Here is a 24,601-nt window from a genome sequence, read left to right as displayed (position 1 = left end):
GGCAAAGCCAGGCGCTGCCTGACCTGTAGCCCTCTGTTACACTGCCGACCTGTTTCTCTCGGCCGCCCGCAATGGATCGCACTCAACTGCACAGCCTGCTGCCCCACCAAGGCCCAGCCCTCTGGCTGGACGGCCTGTTGGCGCATAACCCGCTCAGCATTCAAGGCCTGAGTGCCTGGCACCATCTGCACGCCTTGGGCGCTGACGCATCGCCTTGCCTGCTGTTCGAGGCAGCGGCACAGTTGTGCGCCGCGCATGGTGCCTTATACGGCGATGCCAGCACCATTGAAATGGCCCTGGTCGGCAAGCTCTCGCAGTTGCAGTTGCACCATGAACCGGCGCAGCGCAGCGGTACGCTGCAGGTTAGCGCTCATCAGGAGGCGCTGAGCCCAGCCGGCGCACTCTACGCCTTCAGCATCCATAGCGAACAACGCTTGTTGCTCGACGGCAAACTGCTGCTGGTCCTGATCCATGCTTGAACTCAAGTGCGTCAGCCACTGCTACCCAGGCACCCGCCGAGCGGCGTTACAGAGCATTAATTTGCAGCTGAACGCCGGCGAGTGCCTCGGCCTGCTCGGCAGTAATGGCGCCGGCAAAACCACCCTGCTGTCGCTGCTCAGCGGCGTACTGGCCCTGCAGCAGGGCGAACTGCGTTGGGATAGCAGTCAACCCAGGCTCGGCCTGGTACCGCAGCAGCTGGCCTTCTATGCCGGGCTTAAGGTGGGTGAAAACCTCGAACTGTTTGCCGACCTGTATCGCTTGCGCGGCACCGAACGCCGTCAGCGCCTGCAACAATGCATCGACATCTGCGCCCTGGAAGACAAGCTGACGCGGCGCAGTGAGCAGCTTTCCGGCGGCGAACAGCGGCGCCTGAATTTCGCCATCGGCCTGCTGCAACCGGCCGAGCTGTATTTATTCGATGAAGCTACCGTGGGCGTGGATGCCAACAACCGCCAGTCTCTGCTGGCCGCCGTAGAAGCGCTGACAGCTGACGGTAAAGCGGTGATCTACACCAGCCACTACCTGGAAGAAGTTGAACGCGTGGCGCAGCGCATCCTGCTGCTGCATGAAGGTCAGGTACGCCTGGACCTGGATAAACGCCAACTGCTTGGCGATGACCACGGCCTGCTGCTGGAGTGGCCAGATGCGCCACCCGCTGGCCTAGATGAGTTGCTGGCGCGCCTGCAACTGCATGCCGAAATACTGCCCAAGGGCCTGCGTATCGCCGCGCTAAACAGCCAGCAGCTGCTGGCCATCAGCGAATTTATTGCCGCCCAGGATGGCCTACCCAACTTGCTGCGCTTTGGTCGCCCCTCGCTTGAGCAGCTCTACCTGCGCTTGAACGGAGGCCGGCTATGAGGCTCTGGGCGCTGACGCGCAAAGAAGCGTTGTTGCTGCTGCGCGACCCTCATGCGCTGGCCGTGCTGTTTATCATGCCGACCCTGTTCTTGCTGCTGATGGCCGGGGCCATGTCCAACTATATGCAGGACAAACCACCGGCCCTGCGCCTGGTGCTGGAACTGCAGCAGGATGACGACGCCAGCCAGTTCTTCCGCGAAGCCTTGCAGGCGCAATTAGCCGATAGCCAACTGCTGCCCAGCAGTGATGAGCGCCTGGCTCGCGTACACGTACCCGAGACGTTTGCCGATACGCTGCTGGACAGCCCGCACCAAGGGCCCAGCCTGAGCTTCCCCGCGCAGTTCGACAAACTCTCGCGCCAACGTCTGCGCAGCGCGGTGAGCATCGCCCTGGCGCAAACCCGCCTGCTGGCTTATCTGGAAGACAGCGGCGTGGTTGATGCTGAGCTAAGCCGCGCTGCGCGCCTGAAGCTGGTACAGCAACGCACCCAAAGCCAGATCATCGAGCAAGAACAACTGGCCAGCGGCGACCTTAGCGGCCGCGCTAACGCCACCCAACTGAGCGTGCCTGCCTGGCTGATTTTCGGCATGTTCTTCGTCGTTCTGCCCATGGCGGGCGGCTTCCAACGTGAGCAACAAAGCGGCACCCTGCTGCGTCTGCGCTGCCTGGGGTTGAGCCTGAGCACCCTGGTGCTGAGCAAGTTGCTGCCGTACCTGGCGATCAATCTGCTGCAGTTCGGGCTGTTACTGGCTATCGGTGTGTACGGCTTACCGCTACTCGGCTTACCCGCACTCAGCTTGCCCGGCAGTGCCGCAGCCTACGGGTTGCTGGCCATCAGCATCGCGCTGGCCACCTGCAGCCTCGGCCTGCTGCTCGCCGCCCTGGCGCGCAGCAGTGAACAAGCACTGTTGCTCGGTGGCGGCATCAATATCATGCTCGCCGCCATCGGCGGGATCATGGTACCCAAGAGCGTAATGCCGGCGGCCATGGCCCAACTGGCCGAAGTTTCGCCCATGAGCTGGGCGCTGGACGCCTTTCTCACCTTGCTGGTGGGCCACGGCTCACTGGCCGACATCGCCCCCTACTGCGCGCGCCTGCTGCTGTTTGCAACACTGTTCGGCGCAGGCGGGCTGCTTCTGTTCACCCGACGAGTACAGCGCACGCAATGGACCACTCATTACTAGAACAACAACTCAAACAACTGCTGATTCGCGAGTGCGACAAGGAAGACGATATCGATTGGCAGAGCATCGCCGACGATGAGGCTTTATTCGGCCCGAAGAGCCGTATTCAGATGGACAGCCTCGACGCCCTGCAGGTCTCCCTGGCCCTGCAGCAACACTACGGCGTACGCATTGAAGGCGCCAAAGATGGCCGGCGCATCCTCAACACCATCGCCACTATTGCGGCCTATATCAGGCTGCAACAGTGACGCCGGTTTACCTGCAACGCGCCGCCTTACACTGCGCCCTCGGCGAAGATCTACACACGGCCGCTCTGGCCATGCAGCAGGGCCGCACTGCACCAGCGGGGCAGTTCCAACTGCATGAAGTGCATGAGCCACGCAGTTATCTGTACGCTGCGCAGACCGGCGAAAGCCTGACCCAGCGCCTGAACCGGCTAATTGGCGAAACCCTCGGTGCCCAACCGCAGGCACTGGACGACTGCCTGCTGATTGTCGCCAGCACCAGCCTCGACATCGCCGACTTAGAAACACAGACCCGCGAGCACCACGGCTTTCAACCTGGCGACTCAACCTCACTGGACTTGATCGCCAAGCAGTTGCGCCAGAGCTGGGGCTTCGCTGCAGCGTTCACCCTCAACACCGCCTGCACCAGCGCCGCCAACGGCTTGCTCTACGCTGCCCGCCTGCTCAACACGGGTCAGTACACACGCAGCCTGGTGCTGAGTTTCGAAACGCCCAGCGCCATCGCCATGCAGGGCTTCGGCGCGCTGGGCCTAACCAGCCCCAGCGGCCAGTACCGGCCCTTTCATCCCGAACGCGATGGCCTCATTCTCGGTGAAGCCTACTGCGCGGCACTGCTCAGTCGCGAACCCGGCGCTAACCCGCTGGCACGTTTGCTCGGCGGTTTCAGCGCCTGCGACACCAGCAGCCTGACCACCACCCGCGAAGATGGCAGCCATATCCATTGGGTCATGCAGCAGGCACTGAAAAGCGCCGCTTGCACGGCCGACCAGATCAATTTGGTCAAGCTGCACGGCACCGCCACCGGCGCCAATGATGAAGCCGAAAGCAACGGCATACGGCTGTTATATGGCGCGCAAATGCCAGCCTTGAGCCTGCTCAAACCCTGGCTCGGACATACCTTAGGGGCCTGCGGCCTGAGTGAGAGCCTGCTGCTGTTGGGCTGTCTGCAGGAGGGCCCGTTACCGGGTGTGGCCTATGCCAACAGCGCCATGCTGCCGCTGAGCGCAACGCCGCAGCCACTGGCGGCAGACAGTATGCTGCTGGCCAATTTCTTTGGTTTTGGTGGCAATAACGCCAGCCTCGTCATGCAGGGTTGTATGCAGGGAGAAAGCCCATGCCGGTAATCGCCGCCAATGAAGTTCGTGGTTTGGCCACTACCGACGACAAGCAATTGAAGGCCGCCCTAGGACAATGGCTGGACAGTCCGCCGCGACGCATTGACCGTCTGATCCTGCAATGCCTGCTGGCCGCCGCCCCCTTGAAAGCCCAGGTGCTTAGCCACTGCGGCCTGTACCTGGCCTCCGCCCACCCAGCGCGGGCGACCATGGCCGCCTTGTTAGAGGCGACGTGTGTGCAACACAAGCAGCCGAAACCCTTCGAATTTGTGAATAGCGTGAGCAATGCGGCGGGTTTTCATATCGCTCAGCAGCTGGGCATTGATGGGCCGAATCTGTTTATCGGTGCGGGCGAGCAGGTCTGGACGCACTTACAGGCACTGGCCAATCTGGACCTTCAGGATGGTTTGATCGAGCAAGCACTGCTATTGGTTTGCGATGAGCATGGCGACTTCTGCGTGCAGGCGGTGCTACTTGAAGGGACGACGACGGCCCACGCTGCCAACTTTGCCGAGCTAAGCGCAGGCACTGAGGTGCTACGAATCAATCTGTAGGTGGATGACGCCGTTTTCATCCACCCTCGGTGCTTGGACGGTGGAGCTATAACGCACGCTCCGCCCTAACGCTTGCTCCAGGCCGCCAATTCTTTCATCAATCCACGCTCTTGCAACGCGATGCCGCGCAGGCTTTCGGCAATCGGCGCGAAGTTCGGCGTCTCAGTTTTGTTGCGGCTGGCGCGTACGCAGGCCGAAGCAAACTGGCGCCAATTATCACCAATCGCCGTCAGCTGCGCCGAAGCCTCTTGCAGGTTACTGTCGCCAAGTTTCTCGCCGGCTTCCTGCAGAAAGCTCGCGTACATAAAGCGGAAGCCCGCACCACCGGTGCCGATCTCTTCCTGCATGCGCACGATGTGAGTCAGGTACAGGCGGTTGTATTTGCTCTGCGCCGGGTCAAGCTTATCGATCTGCTTGGCCAGATGCTGGATGCCACGAACACCAATCCACGGCAACGGCATGCCGTCGAGGATGCGCGTGGTAGACAGCACGCTCTGGCGGATCAGCTTGCTCCAGTCCTGCTGCAGCGGCACGTCGTCGAGCCAGTACATCAGCCCTTTGGCGGCCAGCGCGCCTTTGGCAAAGCGGGCTTTCTGCAAATCCTCGACGGCGCAGCGCACCGGCTGTTCGAATACCGGGTCACTGATCAGGTATTCATTACCCTCGCGGCCGTACGCCAGCAGATTGTGCGCGTTGAAGTGAAAGCGCATCTCCGGTGGAAAGTACGGCAACCAGAACACCGAGCTCTGTAATCCGGCCAAACGCCCGCTGTCCAGCGCGGCATCAAGCTCGCGGCGGCCCTGCTCGGGGTTGCTGAAGGTTTGTGTGTGCAATTTCGCGCCGAGGCGTTTGCTCAAGGTTTTAATCAAATACTTGGGCGGCATACGGTAGGCAATCAGCGGCATACCGCTGAGCTTGACGATCGGCAAGTAAGCAAACGCCAAGCCCGACGCCAAGCCAAACGCCATCGGTTCGCTCATTGGTAAACCGGCATGGGTCAACAGGCTGGCCATCACCCCGCTTTCGCAGTGGGCGCTCTGCTGGTGCTGAAAGGGCTGCTGGAAACTGCTCATGCCAAATCCTTCTGGTACGTGATCAATTGCTCGACGGGCAGGCCAAAGGCCTCCGCATAACGCGCCAGGATGGCAGCTGAGAGTTTCGGGTAAATATTCGGGCGAAAATGCCGGCGAATGCGCCACTGCCAAAGCCCGGTAATTTGCGCGAGCGCCGGTTCGTCCAGGCGATAGCGGTACATCAAACATTTGAGCGGCGACAGCTCGCCACGCTGCCAGGCGGCCAGCGCCTCGGCTTCCTGCTCCTGTAATTCAGCCACCGCCATTTGCGTAGCAAAGGCCTCCGGCTCCCAGCCATCACTCTGCGCACCTTGGTAATGGCCGCTGGCATCCACCGCATAAACGAGCTTGCAGTGACCACCATAGGTGGAGCTGTGATCTTGCGGTACTTCATCAAGCTTCATGCTGGTTCGCTCGCATCGCCGACTACGGTCAGCTGCATAAAGGCGCTGGAGAAACGCCCACTTTCCGGTACATAGCACAGCAGGCGTTGGCCACTGCGCAACTCGCCCGAATTGAACAGTTCATCAAGCATGATAAAGATCGACGCCGCACCGGTATTACCCTTGCTGGTTAAATTGGTGAACCAGCGCTCCTGCGCAATCGGCAACCCTGCATTGGCCAAGCCCACCGCCAGGCGCTCGCGGAAAAACTCCGAGGAATAATGCGGAAGGAAATAATCGATGGCCTCAGCATGCAGTTCGCGCCGGGCCATGATCCGCTTGAGCGTTTCTTCAACGGTGTATTTGACGATGTTGTCGTTGAGCAGCTTGACGTCCTGCTTGATCGCCATCAGTGAACGGCGGTTGCGCTCGTGGCCGCTGTAGCGACTCCAGCCGTGCAGCTGGCCGTCGACCATATCGGCGCCGGCGTACATACACGCCGGCATCTGATCGGCGAACGAGAGAATGTCGATCCAATCGATACGCAGGCTCAGTCCGCTGCTATTCGGCTGGCCTTGAAGCAACACCGCACCGGCGCCGTCAGAAAGCATCCAGCGCAGAAAGTCCTTCTCGAAGGCGATCTCCGGGTGGGTTTCTAGCTCGTCGAGACGGCTTTCATATTCGCCGCTGAAGTTGCTCGCCTGCATCAAGGTCGAGGCCACTTCCGAGCCACAGGCCACGGCATTACGGCTTTCGCCACTGGCCACGCTCATCCAGGCATATTTCAACGCGGTCATGCCGCACAGGCAGATACCGGCGGTAGACACCACCTCACACGGTGGGTTGCCCAGTTCGCCCTGCACCATCACGGCATGCCCTGGCATGGTCTGATCCGGCGAGGCGCTGCTGGCCACCAAACAATCAACATCGCTCAGCTGGAAGTCACCACCCAGCAGCCCACGGATAGCCGCGGCACTGACCTGAGCATTGTTCATGCTCGGCGTGCCGGTTTGCGGGTCGATCACGTAGTGGCGCTGCTGAATGCCATTGCTGCGCAAGACCAGTTTGCGCGCCCGCGACGGCTTGCCGCCAACCAGCCCCAGGCGCGCTTCCATCTGCTCATTGCCGACTGGCTCATGGGGCAGAAAGGCACTGATGCGATTGATATATACAGGTTGTACCACGGGGCTTCCTCGGGTCACGTCACTCGCCAGACGGGCCGGCAAAGTACGCTTTTTCGCGCTGTGTACGCTCTTTTAACAGTGGCGCCAGCAGCTTTTTAAGCAAGGCACTGAGCGGCACCACGGTGACGATCAGGCACAACAAAAACACGATATACACCAGCAGCCCTGCCGCACGGCGACGACTCTGCTGCGGGCCAAGTGCGACCAGCAAACGGCTCCACAACTGAAAACTGCGGTTGCCGACTTTTTCACTGGCGATCAGCTTTTCATCGATGCGTACCGCGCCAAGGCCGGCAAGCATCGGCTGCTCGATTGGCCGATCATTCAACGTCAGTCGCTGCGCCATGGCCTCACCGAAACGACTGGCCGCGGTAATCTCTGCCTCAGCAATACCCGCACGCGGCACCCAGCTGTAAGGCTTCTGTCGGCCGGTAAACAGCCACAAAGGCGTTGCCAGAAAACTTGCCGCGGTGCCACAGGCGTCTGTCAGGGCGATATTGTCGACCAGCCTGGCACCCAACTCACCGAGCCGGGTTTTAATCTTCTCCTGGGCCATCAACCACATATTGCGGCAGCCAATCAGGGTGACCACCGGTGTGCCCTTGAGCAACTGCGCGGCTTCTGGCGAGGCGAGAAAGGCACTCATCGGTTGCGAAGGCGAGAGGAACCACACCTGATACGCCAAAATCACCAGGTCATAACGCTTGCTCGCATCCACCGCCAACGGCAGCAGAGGCTGCGGGCGCATCAACACCGTTTCTGGAAAAATCCGGAAAAAGTCGAGAAACGGCCAGGGAAACGGGTAAGGTTGCGCGGGTTGCAGCGCCAGGAAATCCAGCTGAATATCCGCGTGTTGCAGCAGCGGCGCGCAGACTGACTGCGCCAGCTTATCTAGCTGGCCAGTTTGCGAAAAATGAACGATCAAGACCTGACGCATCGCCAGCCACTTCCTGCGAAAGGCCCGGATTATGCCACAGAGAATTCTTCAAACCGTAAAGAAGACCGGCTATAAGGCTGGCCTTTTGCTGCTATTGGTCGGCTCGTACGCCCAAGCGGGTGACATTCTGGTCACAGTGGACGGCATTCACGCTGTCGGTACGCTGCATGCTGCGCTGGTGAACGCCGAACAGCAGCGCTGGCCCGAACAGCCGTTGCGCCAGTTGCGCAGCGAACATGGACAGTTGCGCTGGCCTGATGTGCCGCCGGGGCACTATGCCATCGAGCTGTTCCAGGACAGCAATGGCAACGGTCAGCTCGATCAAAGCCGGCGTGGTATCCCGCTGGAACCGGTGGGTTTTTCCGCCAACCCGCCGCTGCTCAACGGCAAACCCACGCCCCGTGACAGCCTGTTCGAGCACGGCACAGCGAACAGCCAACTGCACATCCGCTTGCAGCACCCGAAAGCCAAAAAATAAGCAGCTCCAGCTAACTAACGCTGCAACGCCATCTCGGCAGCCGTACGGCGCCAGATCAGCTCACGGGTGTCATAACCACGGCTGCGCGCCTCTTCAAGTAGCGTCGCCAGGTGTCTCGTGCTGGCGTCCTGATCTCGCGTTAACAACCAGAGATACTCACGATTGGGATGCCCAACCAACGCGGCCTTGTAGTCGTCATCCAGGTAAAGTATCCAGTATTCACCCTTGGTCAGGCCAGGCAGCAGGCTACTGGCCCAGTTCTCGAAACGCACCCAGAGCTTGTTAGTTTCACCCGGCACCTGAGGCACAGCTTGGCCCTGCACTTGCTGCGTATCGCCATCAAGCGTACGGCAGCGGTTGGTCACACCGATTGTGCCGCCTTCCTGCAGCTCATAAAGCGCCTCGGACTGCGCGCAGTTGCGCTGAAAGAACATCGGCAAACGCGCCTGTTCGTACCAGGTGCCCTGATAACGCTGCAGATCAACACTCTCGACAGTCTTCGGTGGCACCACGCCTGTGCCGGAATTGGCGCAACCTACCAGCATCGCTGCTGCGGCCAACGCCGCCAGCAGGCGCATCACTTCAAGCCCTTGCCGGAAAACATCATGACCTTGTCGCCGGCGTACTGAACGCTGATAAAGCGCTGCTCGTCGCCCCAGGTGCAGCTGGACATGCCCAACGCGCCCGCACATTCGGCCGGACCACCCAACAGGCTTTCCACCTCACCTTTGTGCATGCCCGGCTTAAGCTGGGCGTAGTTATCCTGATTGACCTTGTTGCAGGCAGCCAACAGCAGGCAACCAGCGAGTAGTGCGACGACACGCAGAGACATGGGGCAACTCCTGAGAAAATGACCAAGACCAGCTTGGCACAGCAATACCGAGCTTGCCTGCTTCGACGCTAGAAGCGCGAGCCAGGTTCCAGCAGAAAAGCAGATTCCTCGGTACTGGAAGGGCGACCGAGAATCTGATTGCGGTGGGGGAAGCGACCAAAACGGGCAATCACCTGCTGATGCCGTTCGGCATAATCCAGGTAACCGGCAAACAGCTCGCGCTCGGCGTCTGCAGCCTGTTGATACAAAGCACTGAACAGTCGCACGGCTTGATTTTGCAGCGCCGGTTCTTCGGCATGCTCTAACACCAAATAAGCGAACACCCGTTGGATGGGGCTCAATTGCTGATCCCAACCTTGAGTCAGCCCATACAGGGCCAGCGGGCGAGCCAGCGAGTCGCCGGCAAAGGCACGCGGCGTATCACGAAAGATCATCCGCGGCAGCTGATCGAGCAATAGCAAGGTTGCCAACCAGCCCTCAGGCTCGCGCTGCCAGTCTTGCAACTGATCGGCTAGGGCTTGCTCAACCAGCGCGCCAAACTGCTCGCGCGCCTGATCATCCTGACGGTCCTGCTTGCCAAACCACAGCGCGGTACGGCTGGCCGCCACCTCGGCAGCCGTTGCACCGGAACCGCCGCCGGCCGCACCGAACCACCAGTCGAGTAAAGGCTGCCAGGGCGCGTACATATCAGTCGCGATGGTAGGCGCTGATACGCAGCACTTCTTCTTTAGAACCGAGGAACACCGCCACACGCTGGTGCAACGAGGTCGGCTGAATGTCGAGGATGCGCTGGGTGCCGTTGGTGGCCACACCGCCGGCCTGTTCGATAATCATCGCCATCGGATTGGCTTCGTACATCAGGCGCAGCTTACCCGGCATCGCAGGGTCGCGGCTGTCGCGTGGGTACATAAACACACCGCCACGGGTAAGGATGCGATGCACGTCGGCCACCATCGCGGCCACCCAACGCATGTTGTAATTCTTGCCCAGCGGCCCAGCCTCGCCCGCCAGCAGTTCGCTGACATAACGCTGCACCGGTGCTTCCCAGTGGCGCTGGTTGGACATGTTGATGGCGAATTCTTTAGTCGCTTCCGGCACCTTGATGTCGTCATGGGTCAGCACAAAGCTACCCAGCTCGCGGTCCAGGGTAAAACCCTTGACGCCTTCACCGAGGGTCAACATCAGCATGGTTTGTGGGCCATAGATGGCGTAACCGGCTGCCACCTGCTCGGTACCCGGCTGCAGGAAGGCTTCTTCACCCAGATCACCTTCGGCACCATTGCGGTCCGGGCAACGCAGCACCGAGAAGATGGTGCCGACCGAAACGTTAACGTCGATGTTGCTGGAGCCGTCCAGTGGATCGAATACCAGCAGGTAGGCACCTTTGGGGTACTTACCGGGAATCTGGTAGGCGTTATCCATTTCTTCCGAGGCCATGCCAGCCAGGTGGCCGCCCCACTCGTTGGCCTCGAGCAGAATCTCGTTGGAGATCACGTCGAGTTTTTTCTGCACTTCACCCTGTACGTTCTCGGTGCCCATGCTGCCCAGCACACCGCCCAGTGCACCCTTGGAAACCTGATGGCTGATTTCCTTACAGGCACGGGCCACTACTTCGATAAGAAACCGCAAATCCGCCGGGGTATTGTGGCTGCGAGTTTGTTCAATCAGGTAGCGGCTGAGGGTAACGCGGGACATGACGAGGCTCCGGAGAGGGATAAATTGCGCGCAGTTTACCCTTAATGGGCCGGTAGCGCCTCACACTACCGGCCCAACTGACTTACCAGTCCAGCGCGAGGGAAAGGCTAACGGCTTGCTGGCTTTGCTCGTCAGACTGGCTGTAGCTATAGCCACCGCGCAGAGACAGGTCGCGAGTCAGCTGATGACTAACGCCCACACTGGCCGTATCGAGCTTGTCACCCGGGGTGTAGCCCTTCAGTTCGAAGTCGATACCCGGCAGACTGTTTAACTCAGAACGCACTTTGCTGGTGTCATCGGCGTACTCACGCTCGTGGCTGTACTCGGCAAACACTGCGGTTTGCGGGCTTAGCTGATAGCGCCCCTGAAGACCGGCACCCAGGCGACGGGAGTCACGCTGCTGGTCATCAAAGTTCAGGGCAGTGGAACGATTACCGTCTTCAGCATAACCATCGACGTCGATTTCAACGTAGTCAGCGCTGAAGAACGGGCTCAGGTGCCACTCACTTCCCGGCTGAGCAATGTCATAACCAACACGGCCACTCGCGCCCCAGAGATTGCCATCGGTGTCGCCTTTTTCCGTGCGTTTAACCTGGCCCAAATCGAAGGAACGCTTCAGGTTGTCGTAATCCAAGCTGCCAACACTTAGAGCAAAATCCGCCCACCAGCGGTTTTCCTGATACTGAGCAAACGCCGTGGCCAGGTAGCTATTCAGGTTGTAGTCCGAATTGGCAGCACCCGCCTCAAGATCCTGACCATACAGCCCCAATGCAAGGCCGACTCGCCAGGCATCGTTCAAACGGTAGCTGCCACCTACGTTAAGGTTGTAACCGTCACCGTCAGCGCTGCTGGAGTTATCTTGGCTGTCAAAGTCTTGCTGCTGACCACCACCAGTAACAAAGCCACGCCATTGCGAAACCGGCTGCCACGCCAGCCAATCGGCTTGCCATTGGCTACGCAACTGGCCCTGATGCGCGCGCAGGTTACCCAAGGCCATTTCAGGCAATAGGCTCACCTCTTGCGAGGCACTGAGCAGCGAATACGCATAATCGGCGGCAATCTGCTGTACCGCAGTGGTCGGGTGAACGCCGTCGTTGAACATCAACTTGCTTGGATCAGGCGTGGCGCTGTTGATGCCCCACGTGGCGTTGACGCTGGTACAACCGTTAAAGCAGGTGCCCGTCAGGTTTTGCGTGGCATCGAAGCCAAACGCACTCGGCATAGCGAGCACCTCTGTGACCAACAGAGGCAAATTCAATGGAATGACATTGGCATTGATGCCGCGCAACTGGCTGACCAGCTCAGTATTCAGGTCACTGCCCAGGCCGCCGATAAAGCTATTACCGCCACCCAGCGCAGGGGTGTTACCCACATTGGGCAGCAACGAAACCATGATGTAGCGCGCACCCGCCGCTTGCAGGGCTTCGACGCTGTCAACCAAACGGCCTGCCGCAGCCTGGGCTTGCGCGGTATTGAGGATTCGTCCTTGAAGGAAATCGTTGCCGCCGCCGTTTACGTAATACAAGGCATTGCGATCAAGACTTAAACCGCGGTTGGCCAGGTCCACAAGGAAACCGTCGCGCGTACGCGAACCGGCGACCGAGCCGCCAGCCTTGGTGATCGAGTCAAGAATTTGGTCCGTGCGATAACCACCCACCGCCCAGTTATTGCCATCAGCCAGACCATTGCTCTGGAACACCGATGAGGTCGAGGGTGACTGAGCGCCAAGCCCCAGTAACTCGCCGAGCAGCATGGGTGAAGTTTTGCCGTATACCTCACCGCTGGCATCCGTGAAAAGCGGGCCAACCCGGTTGGTGAACCGCTGGGTTTGACTAGATGGGTTAGCTGAATCCGGGAATTGCCCGGCATCGCTCAGGCTATCGCCAAACACATAGAGCCCGCTGTAAGGGGCGGCAGACACGGTGGGAGCTACAGCAGCCATGCAGCAGGCTACTGCCAACGGAGTTAGAAGACGCTTCACGAATCACCTTTGGAGTTTTTGTTGGTGGTTTTTATAAAAAGGAAATTTAGTCAGATTCGTGACTGAATGCACGCGCAAACATCGACGCTCACCCATTTAGGTGATGAGGCAGTTACGAAGACTCTGCGAGTGAACACACCCTATTACGCCCTGCATGCTTAGCCCGATAGAGCGCGGCATCGGCCACTTGCAGCAATTCATCGAGCGCCAGCCCCTGTTCGGGCCACAGAGCCAAGCCGGCGGACAGGGTCACGTAGCGTGCCCCGCCTCGGGTCGGCAAGGGATGGGCAGCCAGCTCACGGCAGATGGTCTCCAGCCGCGTGCGGGCTTCATGCGCATCGGCGCGCGGCAGGATCAGCAGGAACTCTTCGCCGCCGATACGGAAGACTGCATCCGAACTGCGCAGGTTCTCCAATAAATGCTGAGCCACACCCTTGAGCACATCGTCGCCTTCCAGGTGACCATGTTCGTCGTTGAGACGTTTGAAGTGATCCAGATCGATCAGCGCCAGGGAAATTGGCGTACGTTCGCGCTGTGCAATGGCCAGCTCACGGGCAAAGAACTCATCCAGATAACGCCGGTTGTAGAGCCCGGTAAGCGGGTCACACAGCGCCTGCTCCTGCAATTGTTCATGCAGATTGCTAATCGTGCGCAAACGTTCCTCGCTCAAGGCCAGGGCTTCGGCCAGCTTCAGTTCGCTGAGATGGCGCTGGGTGACATCGCGCAGATAGAGCATCTGCCCCAGCACCAAGGTGCCACGCTGAGTGACTCGCTCGATGGCGCGAACCCGCACCTCGAAGTAACGCGCCGAGTTAGCCAGGGTCAGCAGGCGATCTTGCTCACTGTGCACCGGCTGGCTCAGCAGTTGTTGCAAATCTGCCCCCAGGATCGGCCAATCCAGCAACTTTCGGCCCTGCCAACCGCTGCGCAATCCGGCCAGCTTCAGCGCTGCCGGGTTGGCCTCGATCACGCGTAGCTGCGCATCCACCACCAGCACCGGATCAAGCAATGCATCCAAAAGCAGATGACGAGCCACTGGCAGCAAATCAAACAGGCGCACGCCCACAATCAGCCAAGCAAACGCCACCAGAGTAAAAGCAAAACTGAACGGCGTCGGATCAAAGCCAAATAACATCCAGCCAAACACCACATAGCTGACATTGGCAGCCCAAGGCACCGCCGTGACGAAGACAAACGCCAGGTAGTGCCGACGGTGTACGCCATAGCTGACGATGGCAGCACGCAGCACCACGCCCATACAGAAGGTCATAAACAAATAAACGTAAGCGGCGGCGGCGTAGAACAGCGGCCCATGTTGATAGCGAATCGGTGCGCCTAACTCATCACTCAACGGCGCCGTGCCGGCCCCATAAAACAAGCCATGCCAAGGGTTACTTAAGGCCATCAGCCAGATCAGCAGCGGCACCACAGCCAGCCCCAGGGCGCTACGCAATGGCAGTGGCTGACGCACGCTGTTGACATACTGCCAGAGGAAAATCGCCCAAAAGGTAGGCACCGTAAGAATGCCCGGCCACGCCATGGTGGCCCAGAACACCTTGCAACTAGCGCCTTGCGCCGTCATTTCCAGGCTAGCGGCAAGCAGCCACCAGAGGCTGGCCAGGTGCAGCACGATAAAGCTCTCGCGCCCGGGGAAATAACGCTGCCGCGTGACCCAACGGGCCAGCAACAGCACGCCAATACACACCGTACACGTCAGGATTACCGGAGCACTCAACGCCCAGCCGGAATTACCGCAGGCGTTCATCGGCGGGGGCCTACGAGGGGAAATAACGGTAAGCGCTTGCCGAATGAGCCTGGCAAACGCACGGGAACACGCCGAGGGTGAATCGCAGTAGAAATACGCAAGGGCCTTCCTGACCTCAAACGCCAATCAAATCAAGGTGCCACCATACTGCAAAATCGTTAGGGCGCTGGGCTTTATTTCGGCCGCCACCCACTACTCAGCGCTCGGCCGGCGCAACAAACTGACAGCCATCAAAGCCAGCAAGCCGACCCCCAGTAGCAGCACCAACCACAGCCCCCAGCGCTTCCAGTTGTTGCCGGTAACAGCGGCCTGCTCTTGCTGGGCCAATGTGTCGTCTTGTAGATGGGCTGCGGCCGTACCCAACAGCTGTAAGCGTTGTGGCTGATAGCCTGGGATCAAGGTCGTTAACGGCAATGCAGCCGACTCCGCCCCGGCGCGCCCGAGAGCGAGCCGATACGGTGGGCTGCCACGCTGCAGGAATACCAACTGAGTCGCACGCAGCGCCACCTTGAGCTGCGGTGGCGGATTGCCAAGGCCACCGCCGCGCTCGTCCACCTGTAGGCGCAGCTGCTGCACCGCCCAGCCCGGTAACGGCAATTCATCCTGACGGATCTCCACGCCATTCTCCGGAAGCCGGTAGAGCAGGCCCTGAGCCAGGGATTGCCAGCTGCCCTTATTGTCACTGCGACCGCTGACGCGGACCGGCGCCAGGCTATTGGCCTGACTAAGTTCGACATGCAGACGTTCCAGCGGCAAGGCCAGGGGTAATTGCCACAGGTAGTGGCCGTCCGCACTGCGCGTCGCCGTCAGTGGCTGCGACCACACCAGCGGCGCCGGCAGGCTGTCAATGCGCTGGCTGCGTACGCTGGCCGCCTTCAGCTGCGGGGCCTGGAGCGGGCTTTGCCAGAGCAAACGTAGGTAGCGGGCCTTGCGTCCCGCAAGCTCGACTTGGCGCTGTTCGACACGCTCGCCGTCAAACGATAGGCGCGCCAGTTGACCGCTGCCCCAAGACTGCCAACTTTGCAGATCATCACTGGCCTCGATGCTGAAGCGCTGAAACCCTTCCTGACTATCCGCCCAGTCCAATTCCAGGCGCACCAGCGGCGCCTGCAGCGCACTGGCATCCAGCAGCCAGCCACGCAGCAGAGCGGGCTGGCCAGCAGCATCCGGCTGATCAAGCAGTTCGATCAAGGTGCCATTGGTGCTGCGCTGCACCCGCAGGCTCGGAGCGGCCGTGCTGTCACCCTGCTCGGCATACAGCGGAAACCACTTAACCGCCTGTTCCTGCTGACTGTCGCGCGACTCGCCCTGCCCCGCTACCAGGGCGTAGGCCAAAGCCTGGCCTTCAGCATTGAACACCCGTACGTCACGCAGATCGCCATAACGCGCGGCGAAATGCAGCGCCATCGGCACATCCAACCGATACCAAGGGCCTTCGCCCGCCAGGGTCAACGGCAGCTGTACGGCATAGTCCCCAGGCTGCTCCTGCGCCAGAGCTGGCGCACTGCACAGCAGGCTGAGAACCGTAGCGCTGATTAAACGACTGATCATGCTTGCTCCTGCGGCTGATCCGCATCCGCCTTGCGTGCCGGCAAGGGGGCGAAATAGCCCACCACCAACAGCAATACACCCACACCAATAAACGACACGATGCGCTCCAGGCCACCGCGATTACCCAGCTCGACAAAGAACAACTTGGCCACTACCAGTGCAATTAACGCTGCACCGATCAGCCACAGCTCACGCCGGCCCCGGCGATTCCCCAGCACCATCAGCGGCAGGGCGATCAGCGTCCAAACGATCGACAGGCCAGCCTGCACCAGCATCGAATCGAGCAAAGCATCCAGCTGATAGGGCACGCCCCCCCAATGATGGGCCGTGCGCATAACCATCGCCGTCAGCAGGGCGAACAGCGAAGCACCCGCCACGGCCTGGGTCAGCCACTGGCTGCGTACGCCATCCACCCCCAGCTCGGCCAACCCTATACGCGCCCAGGCGAACACCGCGCCAAGGGCAAACAACAAGCCCAGCTCCAGCGGATTAAGCAACGGCAGGTAGGCCAGCGGTTCGGCATCGCCGGCGCTGGCCACGTTGGCCAGCCAGAACCAGCCAAGCATTAATAGCGCCAGCGGCGTTGCCGCCAACAAACGGTATTCGCGCGCATAGGCGCCCACCGGCCAAAGCCAGCGGCGAGGTGCAGCCATCAGCCACAAATAGGCACTCGGCAGCAATGCCCAACCCAGCCAGCGCCAGGCGTTGTACTGCTCCGACAAAGCCAAGAACAGGTAGCGCAATTCCAGCGCCAGCACGCCCAGCAGTAACCAGCAGCCAAGCACATGGGCGGCGCTCAGAGCGCCCGCCGGCAATTGCGCAGCCAACCGGCGTAATGCCCAAAAGTGCACGGCAAACAGCAGCGCCCAGGCCAGCCAGCCGAACTGCGCCGCGGGGTGATACGCCAAGTGCCAGGCATGCAGCAACACCACGCCGGCCAGCGGAACCAACAGGCAACACAGCAGCGCCAGTTCGGCCCAGCGCGTGCGTGGGGCGAGGAACGCCGCCAGAGCCACACTGGCCGCCAACACCGCCAGCAAGGCACTGCTCTGCCATTCGGGCGCGATAAAGCGCAGCACTTCGCTGCTCAGCGCCAGCGCCCACCAGGCCGCGCCCCATACCAGCAGCAATTGCGCCAAGCCCAGCAAACTGAAGTTGCCCAAAGCCTCGGGCGCTTCGCGGCGTGCCAGCCGCTGCAAGCGCCAGGCACCGATCAAAGCGGCCACGCCGAGTACCAGTGGCGTCCAGAAGTCCATATGGGCCAGCGGCCGAATCCCCTCGGCCGACAGCTGGCCGAACAGCAGCGGGCTGACCGCGAGGAACACCAGCCCCGCCAGCACCTGCAACAACAGTCCGAAGATAAAACTGGCGCGCTGCTGCAGATGCAGGCTGAGCCAAATGATCAGCAACCCGCTGCCGCCCCATACTGCGCTGGCCGTAGCCCAGGGCAGGACGAACAGCACCGCCAGGTTGAGAAACACCAGACCGACCAGCAGCACCACCGACAGACCGCGTAGCAGACGACGATCCGCACCGACCTGCGGATCACGGGCGGCCAGCAGCATGCCGGCGATCAGGCCGAAGCCGATCAAGGAAGAGGTCAGCAAGCCCTGCCAACCAGCGGAAAAGCCGCCCATGCCGGTGGCCGCATTGCCGGCCATGTCCAGCATAAACACCAGGCCGCCGAGCAACTGCACCGCAAAGGCGCTAAACAGGAAACTCCGCGCCTGTATACGCAGGCCCAGCCACAAGGTCAGCACACCGGCAATGGCCCAGCTGATCGCGGTTCCTTGCGCGGCAAACAGCAGTGGTGCAATCAGATAAAGGAAGGCCAGCCCTGCGCAGGCCAGCACCGGCAAGCCGCGCACTTCCCAGCTGCTGGCGTGCTCCGTGTTCTGCCGCAGCTGCCAGTAGCTGAACAGCAAGGCCACGCCGAGCATCAGCGCCCCCAGCGGCGCGCCGTCCAGCAGGGTCAGCTCACCACCGCGCAAGCCGATGACAAACGCCAGCGCCGCGCCAAATTGCAGCAGCAAGGCAAACGCTCGCGCCAAACCGCGCTGTTGGCGCAGGCCGAGCCAGAAGATACCCGCACCTTCCACCGCCCAGGCGGCCGAGGTCCAGCGCGCATCCAGCCCCAAGGGAATCGCCAGGCTGGCGAACACCACACCCAGCGCCAGGCAGGTTTCCACCAGCAGTGCCGCGCGATCACCGGTACGACCGACCAGCAGCCGCGCCAGCACTAGGTAGAACAGCCCCAACGCCAGGGCGCTGAAGGCGGCGGCAAATTCGATGTGCTGCACCAGCGCAAACTGCAAACCAAAGCCCACCAGCGGCGGGCCGAACAGCACGGTGGCGTCGATATAGTCGCCCTTGCGCGCGGCCCAGCGCAGCAGTTCATCGCGATCTTGGGGCGCATCCAGGGCTTCGCGCAGCTTGCGCCGGGCAAACAGCAGGCCGATGGCCACATACATCAGGAAGAACAGAATCAGGAACGGTTCCGTGCTCCACAGCAGCTCCGGCGTGTAGGAGCGAATACCCCAGGCGAAACCGATGCCGAAGGTGCCGACAAAGCCGATCAGATTGAGCAGCCGCCAGGCCTTGAACCAGGCGATGGCAAAGATCCCAGCATTGAGCAGGGCAAAATAGCTAAACAGCGCGACATGGTTGCCGCTGCCTGTACTGGTCAGGATCGGCGCGGCAAACCCGCCCAGGGCCGCCGCGGCTGCCAGGCCCAGGGCATCCTGCTTGATCGCCAGAATTGCCGAAAACAACGTGACCAGCACCAGCAGGCCCAACGCGACGCCAGGGTCCAATAAAGGATGCAGGCGCATAGCGGCGAACACCGTCAGGTACAGCACCGCAATCCCGGTGCCTTGCAAGATCAATGCATAGCTCGGGTTACGCAGACGCAGCCACCAGCCCAACCCCAGCAAAGCCACCGCACTGGCGGCGACACTGGCGTAACGCAGCTCCACCGGCACAACCACGCCTTCGGTCGCATAGCGCAACAGGAAGGCCAAACCAAGAAACAACAGCACCACGCCGACGCGCAACACCGTGTTGCCGCCCAACAACCAGTCCTTGGCCGCTGCAAAGCCCCGCTCAAGCAAGGTTGGCTGACGCGGTTCCGCAGGCTTCCAGGGTGTAGCGGGCGGCGGTTTGATCGGTGCAGCGGCGGGCTCGGCCGCAGTCTGCATTGGCGCAACAGGCTCAGGCGTAGGTTCGGGCAGAACAAAATCCAGGGTCCAGTCCAACTCGGGCTCGGCCGCCTGAGCAGTGACAATCGGCTCAGGTGCAGGCTCGGCAACGGAATTGAGCGGTTCCGCCACGGGCAGAACCTCAGCGGCTGGCGCGGCGCCCTGCTCCAGCTTGAGCAAGCGCTCATACAACGCCGCAGTACCCTGCTCGAAACGCTGAGAAAAAGCCTTGAGCTGCGCCGTTAGTGCGGCCTTGTCGCGCTCCAAGCCGTGCAACTTGAGCGCCTGGCCAAGACCCAGCCCCACCAGAGCGCCGAGCAGCGAGGCCGTTAGCGTTTCATCCGCCAGCGCCCCGAGCACCAAACCGACCAGCATGAAAATCCATTGCATGCAGTGCATCCCCAAGTAAAAACCCGAATACCGTCATCCGACGGCGGGCGTAAATTGCGCAGCAGTATAGGAGCCGTCCTGCCGCATACCCAGAGAGACGAATGCCGCACGCATCACAGCACAGGGAGAAATAACCCGACGCCATTTTTAACGGCGCACAGCACCGGCACGAAGGAGCGGCGGCACGTGGCAGCCTTCAGCAATTAGCCCGAACGCGACCGCACAAAATATGACCAGCTGGCAGATAGTCATTCACAAATGCCTCAAGGCCGCTATCATCGCCCGCCGTACAACTGATGCATGCCCGCACCAATGAAAAACAACCTGATTGCCGCCGCCGAACTCGACCGCCTGGACACCTGGGCCAAATACACCGCTGACATGTGCCACAGCTGCCATTCCAGCTGCTGCACGCTGCCGGTCGAGGTGCGCCTCAACGACCTGATACGCATCGGCGTGGTCGATGAGTTCGAGCGCAGCGAGCCGGCGAAGAACATCGCCAAACGCTTGCAAAAGGACGGCCTCGTCGAACGCTTCCACCAGAAGTCGGGGATTTTCACCCTAACCCGTATGAGCAATAACGATTGCTACTACCTGGATCGCAAGACGCGCCTGTGCACCATCTACGAAAAGCGCCCCGACACCTGCCGTAACCACCCCAAAGTCGGCCCACGGCCTGGGTACTGCGCCTACAAACCGAAAAGCTGAGTACAGCACGCCGGCCTGCCCTGGCTTATCCTAGGTGGCATTGATCCGCGACCCAGGCAAACGCGCATGAGCCAGTGGCAGAACATCAGTTTATGGATGGACCAACTCGGTGAGTCGCTGAGCCCCAGAGCCGCATTGCAGGCAGACATTCACGCCGACGTTGCCATCATCGGCGCGGGCTACACGGGCCTATGGACCGCGTACTACCTCAAACGCCAGGCGCCGCACCTGCGCATCGTTATCTTGGAAAGTGAAATTGCCGGTTTCGGCGCCTCCGGGCGCAATGGCGGCTGGTTGATGGGCGGCCTGATGGGCGAGGATCGCCTGCTCGCAGGGCAGCCCAACTCCGCACGCCAAGCAGCTTACCGCCTGTTACACGACATTCCCGACGAGGTCGCCCGCGTGCTCAAGCGCGAGCAAATCACCTGTGATTACCGCAAGGCTGGCGCGCTGTATTGCGCCGCGCGCTACCCTGAGCAGCTCAGCAGCCTGCGTGCCCACTTGGCCGATCTGCGCGCTGAAGGCTTAGATGAAGCCGATTACCGCTGGTTGACCCCCTTTGACCTGGGCAAACAGTTACAGCTGGCCAACGCCTATGGCGCGATCTACACGCCGCACTGCGCGACCATTCAACCGGCCAAGCTGGTACGCGGCTTGGCTGGCTGCGTAACAACCATGGGAGTTGAGCTGTATGAGCAGAGCCAGGTGATCGACTGGCAAACCGGCCAGGTGCGCACCGCCAACGGCAGCGTGCACGCCGACTGGATAGTCCCGGCTGTGGAAGGCTATGCCGCCAGCCTGCCGCCGCTGGGCAAACACCAATTGCCGGTGCAAAGCCTGCTGGTGGCCACTGAGCCCTTGCCCAAAGAAGTCTGGGCCGATATTGGCCTGGAGCGCGGCCAGGCCTTTAGCGAATACAGCCGGCAAATCACCTATGGCCAACGCAGCGCCGACAATCGGCTGGTATTTGGCGCACGCGGCGGCTATCGCTTTGGCGGCAAGCTGCGCAGCAATTTTGCGCTCAACGAGGCCGAGCGCGAGCTGCGCCGCTATTTGTTCAGCGAGCTGTTCCCGCAGCTCAAGGACGTGCGCATTACCCATGCCTGGGGCGGCAACCTGGCCATGGCTCGACGCTTCCGCCCACATATGCTGGTGGACCGGCGCAACAAGATTGCCTTGGCCGGCGGTTATGGCGGTGAAGGGGTGGGCGCGAGCAACCTTAGCGGCCGCACATTGGCCGACCTGATTCTCAACCAGCCCAGCGAATTGACCCAGCAGCCCTGGGTGCTGGATGAGCAACACGTCAGCCACTTAGCGCGCTGGGAGCCCGAGCCACTGCGCTGGCTCGGTTATAACGCGGTCATGCACAGCTTCGCCCATGAGGACCGTGTACTGAGCAACCCACACAGCGCACCCTGGCGCCGGCGCATGGCCATGAACCTGGCCAACTGCATGCAAGGCTTGATGAACTAACCCCCGCCCCAGCGCTCTTGGCAACAGTTCACTGTCCAAGCCGCCATCTGCACCCGCCTGAAAAATCGCGCCAGGCATGGCAGACTGGCCGCCCTGTTGGGTCCACGCGACTCTGCCATTTCCACACCAAGAGGTTGTCATGAGCCTGACCGTTTACCTATCCGGCGAAATCCACACCGACTGGCGTCAGCAAATCATTCAGGGGGCCGAGCAGCATGGCCTGCAGCTGACCTTCACCTCCGCCGTAACCGATCACGCCAGCAGCGATGCCGCGGGCGATGTGCTGGGCGCGGAAAGCCAAGGGTTCTGGCGCGATCATAAATCGGCCAAGGTCAACGCGATTCGCACCAAGACCCTGCTGGAGAAATGCGACCTGGCGATTATTCGTTTCGGCGAGCAGTACAAGCAGTGGAACGCGGCCTTCGACGCGGGCTACTGCGCCGCGTTGGGCAAGCCGTATATCACCCTGCACGGCGCGGAGATTGTGCACCCGCTGAAGGAAGTCGACGGCGCTGCCATGGCCTGGGCACAAAGCCCAGAGCAGGTCGTCGAACTGCTCAAGTACGTCGCCAGCGGCCAGTAGCCGCTGAGGGCGCTGTGTTACAGCGCCTTGGTTGCGCGCTGCTCCGGGTCTTTCTGGGCGATACGCTGCGCCACCGGCGCCTGCGGCTTGATCAAACTGAAATCGATCAAACTCTTGGGTTTTTCCGGGTTACCAATCAACAGCGGCAATGGCCGGAAATTCTGACTCACCAGGCTTTTGTGCGCCTCGTATTCATCAAAGCGCAACCCGGCCAGATCCGCCCAGGTGTGAATAAAGTGCGAAGAGCTATAAGGCCGTGACAGCGCCGCACTGAAATCACGCGCCTGCTGCGCCTGCCACTGCGGCGAATTCCAAACAATAAACGGCACGGTGTACATCGGGCTGGTGGGAGCCGCCTCGTTACGCCCCAGCACATCCGGCTTGGGCGCATCGAACACCGCTTCACCATGGTCCGACAGGTACAGCAACATGCTGTTGGCCTGCGCGCCCGACAAATCCTTGATCAGACTGGCCACCACATGGTCGTTGTACAGCACCGCGTTGTCGTAGCTGTTGTAGGTCGGTAGCTGATCATCGCTGACGTTACCCGGCACTCCAGAACGGTCAGTGAAGCGCTCGTACTCAGCCGGATAGCGGTACTGATAGCTCATGTGGGTGCCGAGCAAATGCACCACGATAAATTTACGCGGCGCACCATCAGCCAACACCTTGGCAAAAGGCGCCAGCACGTCGCCGTCATACTGACGGGCGTTCTGCTCACGGTTGTTGTTCAGGTAGAACTGCTCATCAGCCTGCTCGGAAAACGTGGTGAGCATGGTGTTGCGCTTGGTCATGGTCTGCTGGTTGGTGATCCAGTAGGTCTTATAGCCCGCCTGCTTCATCAGGTTGATCACCGAAGGCGTGGTCAGGTAGCGCTCCGGGTGCTCCTGGTCAGCAAAGGTCAGCACCTGCTGCAAGGCTTCGATGGTGTATGGCCGCGGCGTAACCACGTTATCAAACACCTGCAGCTGATCACGCAGTGCATCAAGCTCCGGGGTGGTTTCACGGGGGTAGCCGTACAGGCTCATGCGCTGACGGTTGGTCGACTCACCGATCACCAATACCAGGGTTCCTGGCTGCCCGGCATGAGCATCTTGCAGGTTCGCCAAAGGAGGAATACTGGCGTTCTCAGCCAGCAACACCTGCATATTAGTCAGTTGCTCACGGTAGTTCTTGTAGCCCACCGCCAGCTGCCACGGTGTGGCTGTCTCAATGCGCTGGGTGAAGTTGTCAAAGCCGGCCTGCCAGCTGTCGTGCTTGCTGAACTGGCGCAGCGCCGGGTAGCCCACCGACACAAACAGCGCAATCGCTGCGGCAAACAAGGCACCAGGGCGCGACAGGTAAATCGGGCGCACCTTGCGCCACAGCAGCCAACCGCAGAGACCATAGGCGGCAAACGCCGGCAGCATCCACCAGGCAAAATACTGGATCAGGTATTCGCGGCTCTCATTAATGTTCGACTCGAACATGATGAAAATAACGCTCTGCGAGAACTCCTGGCCGTACACCAGAAAGTAGCCAAAGCTGCCCAGCGAACACAGCCACAGCAGCGTGCCGATTACCGCCGCCAACTGCCGAGTACGCGCCGGCCAGAGCAGCACCGGCACCAACCACAGCGCACTGGCCAGCAAGGCCTGGCGGAAACCAGAAAAGCCGGCCGTACCGGTTAACTGGATCAGTAATTGAGTAACACCCGAGAAATACCAGAAGAATAGAAAAGCCCAACCCAACCCGGCCCAATCCACGCCTTTGCGCGGCGACGTTTGCAGTACTGCTGACATGGCGACCTCATGAACCTAAATAAGCGCAGTCTTTATGCCAGCCAGCCTGTGAAAATTCCGTCAAACACCCTGACGGGGTGAGCAACTTTTTGCCCCCCCCAACAAAAAGCCCGCGTCGGCTCTCGCCGGCGGG

General features: G+C 60.8%; 23 protein-coding genes. 10 read left to right on the top strand and 13 right to left on the bottom strand.

The genetic code is table 11. From position 1 onward, the window contains the following. Positions 1-71: 71 nt before the first annotated feature. The 6 genes from D8779_RS09695 to D8779_RS09670 are packed head-to-tail and all read left to right on the top strand — an operon-like array spanning position 72 to position 4,457. Complete coding sequence (locus D8779_RS09695; RefSeq protein ID WP_136664201.1) at positions 72-479, top strand: hotdog family protein; 408 nt, start codon at positions 72-74, stop codon at positions 477-479. Further along, positions 472-1,359: an ABC transporter ATP-binding protein gene (locus tag D8779_RS09690; RefSeq protein WP_136664200.1), complete on the top strand. Its 888-nt coding sequence runs from the start codon at positions 472-474 to the stop codon at positions 1,357-1,359. Before D8779_RS09695 ends, D8779_RS09690 begins: the two co-directional genes overlap by 8 nt. Beyond that, positions 1,356-2,543 carry an ABC transporter permease gene (locus tag D8779_RS09685; RefSeq protein WP_136664199.1) on the top strand — a complete coding sequence of 396 codons (1,188 nt, stop codon included), beginning with the start codon at positions 1,356-1,358 and terminating at the stop codon, positions 2,541-2,543. Before D8779_RS09690 ends, D8779_RS09685 begins: the two co-directional genes overlap by 4 nt. Then, positions 2,525-2,791: an acyl carrier protein gene (locus D8779_RS09680; protein WP_136664198.1), complete on the top strand. Its 267-nt coding sequence runs from the start codon at positions 2,525-2,527 to the stop codon at positions 2,789-2,791. The genes D8779_RS09685 and D8779_RS09680 overlap by 19 nt, the downstream gene beginning before the upstream one ends. Continuing rightward, positions 2,788-3,912: a beta-ketoacyl synthase N-terminal-like domain-containing protein gene (locus D8779_RS09675; RefSeq protein ID WP_136664197.1), complete on the top strand. Its 1,125-nt coding sequence runs from the start codon at positions 2,788-2,790 to the stop codon at positions 3,910-3,912. The genes D8779_RS09680 and D8779_RS09675 overlap by 4 nt, the downstream gene beginning before the upstream one ends. Next, positions 3,903-4,457: a hypothetical protein gene (locus D8779_RS09670; protein WP_136664196.1), complete on the top strand. Its 555-nt coding sequence runs from the start codon at positions 3,903-3,905 to the stop codon at positions 4,455-4,457. The genes D8779_RS09675 and D8779_RS09670 overlap by 10 nt, the downstream gene beginning before the upstream one ends. 65 nt (positions 4,458-4,522) lie before the next feature. Here the strand turns inward: D8779_RS09670 and darH are convergent, their stop codons facing one another. From darH to D8779_RS09650, 4 genes are read right to left on the bottom strand one after another with little or no spacing between them, the layout of a single operon-like run. Further along, positions 4,523-5,530 (bottom strand): BtrH-related acyltransferase DarH, encoded by a 1,008-nt coding sequence (darH, locus tag D8779_RS09665; protein WP_136664195.1) that lies wholly within the window; start codon positions 5,528-5,530, stop codon positions 4,523-4,525. Beyond that, positions 5,527-5,934: a DarG family dialkylresorcinol biosynthesis protein gene (locus tag D8779_RS09660; protein ID WP_136664194.1), complete on the bottom strand. Its 408-nt coding sequence runs from the start codon at positions 5,932-5,934 to the stop codon at positions 5,527-5,529. The genes darH and D8779_RS09660 overlap by 4 nt, the downstream gene beginning before the upstream one ends. Continuing rightward, on the bottom strand, positions 5,931-7,097 hold the full coding sequence (locus tag D8779_RS09655; protein ID WP_136664193.1) for a beta-ketoacyl-ACP synthase III: 1,167 nt from the start codon (positions 7,095-7,097) through the stop codon (positions 5,931-5,933). Before D8779_RS09655 ends, D8779_RS09660 begins: the two co-directional genes overlap by 4 nt. 19 nt (positions 7,098-7,116) lie before the next feature. After that, positions 7,117-8,034 (bottom strand): dialkylrecorsinol condensing enzyme, encoded by a 918-nt coding sequence (locus tag D8779_RS09650; RefSeq protein WP_136664192.1) that lies wholly within the window; start codon positions 8,032-8,034, stop codon positions 7,117-7,119. Positions 8,035-8,065: 31 nt separating this feature from the next. Here D8779_RS09650 and D8779_RS09645 point away from each other — a divergent pair, with 31 nt between their 5' ends. Then, positions 8,066-8,512 carry a DUF2141 domain-containing protein gene (locus D8779_RS09645; protein ID WP_136664191.1) on the top strand — a complete coding sequence of 149 codons (447 nt, stop codon included), beginning with the start codon at positions 8,066-8,068 and terminating at the stop codon, positions 8,510-8,512. Between the two features lie 14 nt (positions 8,513-8,526). Here D8779_RS09645 and D8779_RS09640 read toward each other — a convergent pair whose 3' ends face one another. The 8 genes from D8779_RS09640 to D8779_RS09605 form a co-directional block, all read right to left on the bottom strand. Next, entirely contained in the window at positions 8,527-9,090 is a 564-nt protein-coding gene (locus D8779_RS09640; RefSeq protein ID WP_205895795.1) for a lipocalin family protein, read from the bottom strand. Beyond that, positions 9,090-9,344 (bottom strand): outer membrane protein assembly factor BamE, encoded by a 255-nt coding sequence (locus D8779_RS09635; protein WP_136664189.1) that lies wholly within the window; start codon positions 9,342-9,344, stop codon positions 9,090-9,092. The genes D8779_RS09640 and D8779_RS09635 overlap by 1 nt, the downstream gene beginning before the upstream one ends. A 68-nt stretch (positions 9,345-9,412) precedes the next feature. Beyond that, positions 9,413-10,030, bottom strand: a complete 618-nt coding sequence (locus tag D8779_RS09630; protein ID WP_136664188.1) for a DUF924 family protein — start codon at positions 10,028-10,030, stop codon at positions 9,413-9,415. Position 10,031: 1 nt separating this feature from the next. After that, positions 10,032-11,039 carry a class 1 fructose-bisphosphatase gene (locus tag D8779_RS09625; RefSeq protein WP_136664187.1) on the bottom strand — a complete coding sequence of 336 codons (1,008 nt, stop codon included), beginning with the start codon at positions 11,037-11,039 and terminating at the stop codon, positions 10,032-10,034. An 82-nt stretch (positions 11,040-11,121) separates the two neighbouring features. Next, positions 11,122-12,981 (bottom strand): autotransporter domain-containing SGNH/GDSL hydrolase family protein, encoded by a 1,860-nt coding sequence (locus D8779_RS09620; RefSeq protein WP_136664186.1) that lies wholly within the window; start codon positions 12,979-12,981, stop codon positions 11,122-11,124. A 151-nt stretch (positions 12,982-13,132) separates the two neighbouring features. Continuing rightward, positions 13,133-14,785: a histidine kinase N-terminal 7TM domain-containing diguanylate cyclase gene (locus D8779_RS09615; RefSeq protein WP_136664185.1), complete on the bottom strand. Its 1,653-nt coding sequence runs from the start codon at positions 14,783-14,785 to the stop codon at positions 13,133-13,135. A 192-nt stretch (positions 14,786-14,977) separates the two neighbouring features. Then, positions 14,978-16,336, bottom strand: coding sequence for a DUF3999 domain-containing protein (locus D8779_RS09610; RefSeq protein ID WP_136664184.1), 1,359 nt, complete (start codon positions 16,334-16,336; stop codon positions 14,978-14,980). After that, positions 16,333-19,923: a DUF2339 domain-containing protein gene (locus D8779_RS09605; protein WP_136664183.1), complete on the bottom strand. Its 3,591-nt coding sequence runs from the start codon at positions 19,921-19,923 to the stop codon at positions 16,333-16,335. The genes D8779_RS09610 and D8779_RS09605 overlap by 4 nt, the downstream gene beginning before the upstream one ends. 312 nt (positions 19,924-20,235) lie before the next feature. Here D8779_RS09605 and D8779_RS09600 point away from each other — a divergent pair, with 312 nt between their 5' ends. The 3 genes from D8779_RS09600 to D8779_RS09590 all read left to right on the top strand — a co-directional run bounded on the left by D8779_RS09600 (position 20,236) and on the right by D8779_RS09590 (position 22,687). Continuing rightward, positions 20,236-20,631, top strand: coding sequence for a YkgJ family cysteine cluster protein (locus D8779_RS09600; RefSeq protein WP_136664182.1), 396 nt, complete (start codon positions 20,236-20,238; stop codon positions 20,629-20,631). 66 nt (positions 20,632-20,697) lie between these two features. Then, positions 20,698-22,104, top strand: a complete 1,407-nt coding sequence (locus tag D8779_RS09595; protein WP_136664181.1) for an NAD(P)/FAD-dependent oxidoreductase — start codon at positions 20,698-20,700, stop codon at positions 22,102-22,104. Between the two features lie 139 nt (positions 22,105-22,243). Next, complete coding sequence (locus tag D8779_RS09590) at positions 22,244-22,687, top strand: YtoQ family protein (RefSeq protein ID WP_136664180.1); 444 nt, start codon at positions 22,244-22,246, stop codon at positions 22,685-22,687. Positions 22,688-22,704: 17 nt separating this feature from the next. On the opposite strand, the gene cptA is transcribed toward D8779_RS09590, so the two are convergent. Then, positions 22,705-24,468, bottom strand: a complete 1,764-nt coding sequence (cptA, locus tag D8779_RS09585) for a phosphoethanolamine transferase CptA (protein WP_136664179.1) — start codon at positions 24,466-24,468, stop codon at positions 22,705-22,707. Between the last annotated feature and the right edge of the window lie 133 nt (positions 24,469-24,601).

The organism is Pseudomonas leptonychotis (assembly GCF_004920405.1).
Taxonomy (GTDB): Bacteria; Pseudomonadota; Gammaproteobacteria; order Pseudomonadales; family Pseudomonadaceae; genus Aquipseudomonas; species Aquipseudomonas leptonychotis.
Note: the sequence above shows the minus strand (reverse complement) of the source record. Positions and strands in the feature narration are given on the sequence as shown.